General features: G+C 70.9%; 1 protein-coding gene. It reads right to left on the bottom strand.

Annotated features, from left to right (window positions below; genetic code table 11):
• Nucleotides 1-2,574: Rne/Rng family ribonuclease (locus G6016_RS15575; RefSeq protein ID WP_182633515.1), on the bottom strand; the 2,574-nt coding region annotated here is incomplete at both ends.

The raw sequence follows: 2,574 nt of genomic DNA, 5'->3' as shown, positions 1-2,574 counted from the left end.
TCCGCGGCCTTCGCCTCACCAGACGCCGCAGCCCCCGCTGCCCCCGCTGCCTTCGCGTCACCGGACTCCGCCGCGTCAGACTCCGCCGCGTGCCGCCCCATGGCCAGTGCCGCGGGGTGCGCGGACGGCGCAGGGCCGTCCTTACGCGGTGCCTGCTTGGTCGCGCCGTTGCCGTCCGAGGAGGACGCGGAGGACGACGACGAGGACGAGTCCCCGCCCTTACCGCCCCGACGGCGACCCCGGCGCGAGCCGGGCTCGTCGGCATTATGCGACTCGGTGTGAATCGGGTCGGCGTGGACGATCAGCCCGCGACCGTGGCAGTGCTCGCACGGGGTGGAGAACGCCTCGACGAGCCCGGTGCCGAGCTTCTTGCGGGTCAGCTGGACCAGGCCGAGCGAGGTGACCTCGGAGACCTGGTGACGGGTGCGGTCCCGGCCGAGCGCCTCGGTCAGGCGCCGCAGCACGAGGTCGCGGTTGCCCTCAAGCACCATGTCGATGAAGTCGATGATCACCATGCCGCCGATGTCCCGCAGGCGCAGCTGCCGGACGATCTCCTCGGCCGCCTCGAGGTTGTTCTTGGTGACGGTCTCCTCCAGGTTGCCGCCGGAGCCGGTGTACTTGCCGGTGTTGACGTCGACGACCGTCATGGCCTCGGTGCGGTCGATCACCAGCGAACCACCGGAGGGCAGCCACACCTTGCGTTCGAGCGCCTTGGCGAGCTGCTCGTCCACGCGGTGGGTGGCGAACACGTCCACCTCGGGATTGTCGTACCGCTCGAGCCGCTCGACCATCTCGGGCGCGACGCGCATGACGTAGTCGTGCACCGTGTTCCACGAGGTCTCGCCCTGGATGACGAGCTTGGTGAAGTCCTCGTTGAACAGGTCGCGCACGACCTTGACCAGCAGGTCGGGCTCCTCGTACAGCGCGACGGGGGTGCCGGAGCCGGACCCCTTGCGCTTGTCGGCGGCCTCGGAGATCTCGGTCCACTGCGTGGCGAGCCGCTCGACGTCGCGGCCGATCTCCTCCTCGGACACGCCCTCGGCGGCGGTGCGGATGATCACGCCGGACCCCTCGGGCACGACGTCCTTGAGGATGGCCTTGAGCCGACGCCGCTCGGTGTCGGGCAGCTTGCGGGAAATGCCGGCGGAGTTGCCGTCCGGCACATACACGAGGAATCGACCGGCGAGCGAGATCTGCGTGGACAGCCGGGCGCCCTTCTGCCCGATGGGGTCCTTGGTGACCTGCACCAGCACCATGTCGCCGGGCTTGAGCGCCTGCTCGATGCGCCGGGCCTTGCCGCCCAGTCCGGCGGCCTCCCAGTTGACCTCGCCGGCGTACAGCACGCCGTTGCGGCCGCGGCCGATGTCGACGAACGCCGCCTCCATGCTGGGCAGCACGTTCTGCACGCGACCGAGGTAGACATTGCCGACCATGGAGCGCGCGGATTCGGTGGTGACGAAGTGCTCGACCAGCACCTTGTCCTCGAGCACGCCGACCTGGGTCATGATGCCCTTGCCGTCCTCGCGCTGCTTCTCGCGCACCACCATGACGCGGTCCACGGATTCGCGCCGGGCGAGGAACTCGGACTCGGACAGGATCGGCTGGCGGCGACGGCCGGCCTCGCGACCGTCCCGTCGACGCTGACGCTTGGCCTCCAGGCGGGTGGAGCCGGTGATGCCCTGCACCTCATCGCCGGACGTGCCGGAGCCGGAGCCCCCACGTCCGGAGCGACGGCGCCCGTCGCGCTCATGGATCTCCGTGTTGGGCGGGTCGTCGTTCGAGCCCTGGTTGTCGTCGGAGCCGGAGCCGCCACTGCGACGACGACGACGTCGACGCCTGCGCGAGCCCGACGGCGTCGAATCCGACCCGTCCGAATCCTCCCCGGAGGTGTTCTCGGTCGAACCGCTGCCGTCTGACTCGGTTCCGCCATCCTGGTTGTCGCCGGTTCCGGTGGCGTCGCCGGCGGAGTCGGCAGCGCGGCCCGAACCGGAATGATCGTCTACTCCCCTGCCGGAGCCGGAATCGTCCCCGGAGCGGCTGTCGCCGTTGGCGGAGGCGTCGTTGTCGTCGTCGTTCTGGTTCTGGTTCTGGTCGTCTCCACCCTCGCCGCGGCCACGGCCACGACCGCGGCGACCACGGCGGCGTCGACGGTTGCCGCCCTCGCCCTGGCCGGACTGATCGCCCGACTGGTCGCCGGACTGCTGTCCGTCCTGCTGGCCCTGCTGGCCATCCTTATCCGAATCCTGGCTCGAATCCTGGTCCGCGTCGGTGTCCGGCGACAGGAACAGTGGGGAGAACGACGGGCTGGCCGACGAGCGCCGGCGGCGGTTCCCGGAGTCCGCCGCGCCGACCTCACCGGTGACGATCGCGATCTCCGGCAGCTCCGGGCGCGACTGGGACCGGGACGACGCGCGAGAGGTGTCGGCGGCCGCTCCCCGACCGTCGGCCTGCTCGGCGCCCTGATCACTGCCCGAGGCGGACTGCTCGGTCTGCTGGGACTGCTCGGCTTCTGCGGCCTTCTGCGCCGCCGTCTTGCGGGGGGTGCGCTTGCGCGCGGGGGTCTTCTTGGCAGGC

Origin of the sequence: Dietzia aerolata, assembly GCF_014144865.1 — a bacterium.
GTDB lineage: Bacteria > Actinomycetota > Actinomycetes > Mycobacteriales > Mycobacteriaceae > Dietzia > Dietzia aerolata.
This window is presented reverse-complemented; position numbering and strand designations above follow the sequence as displayed.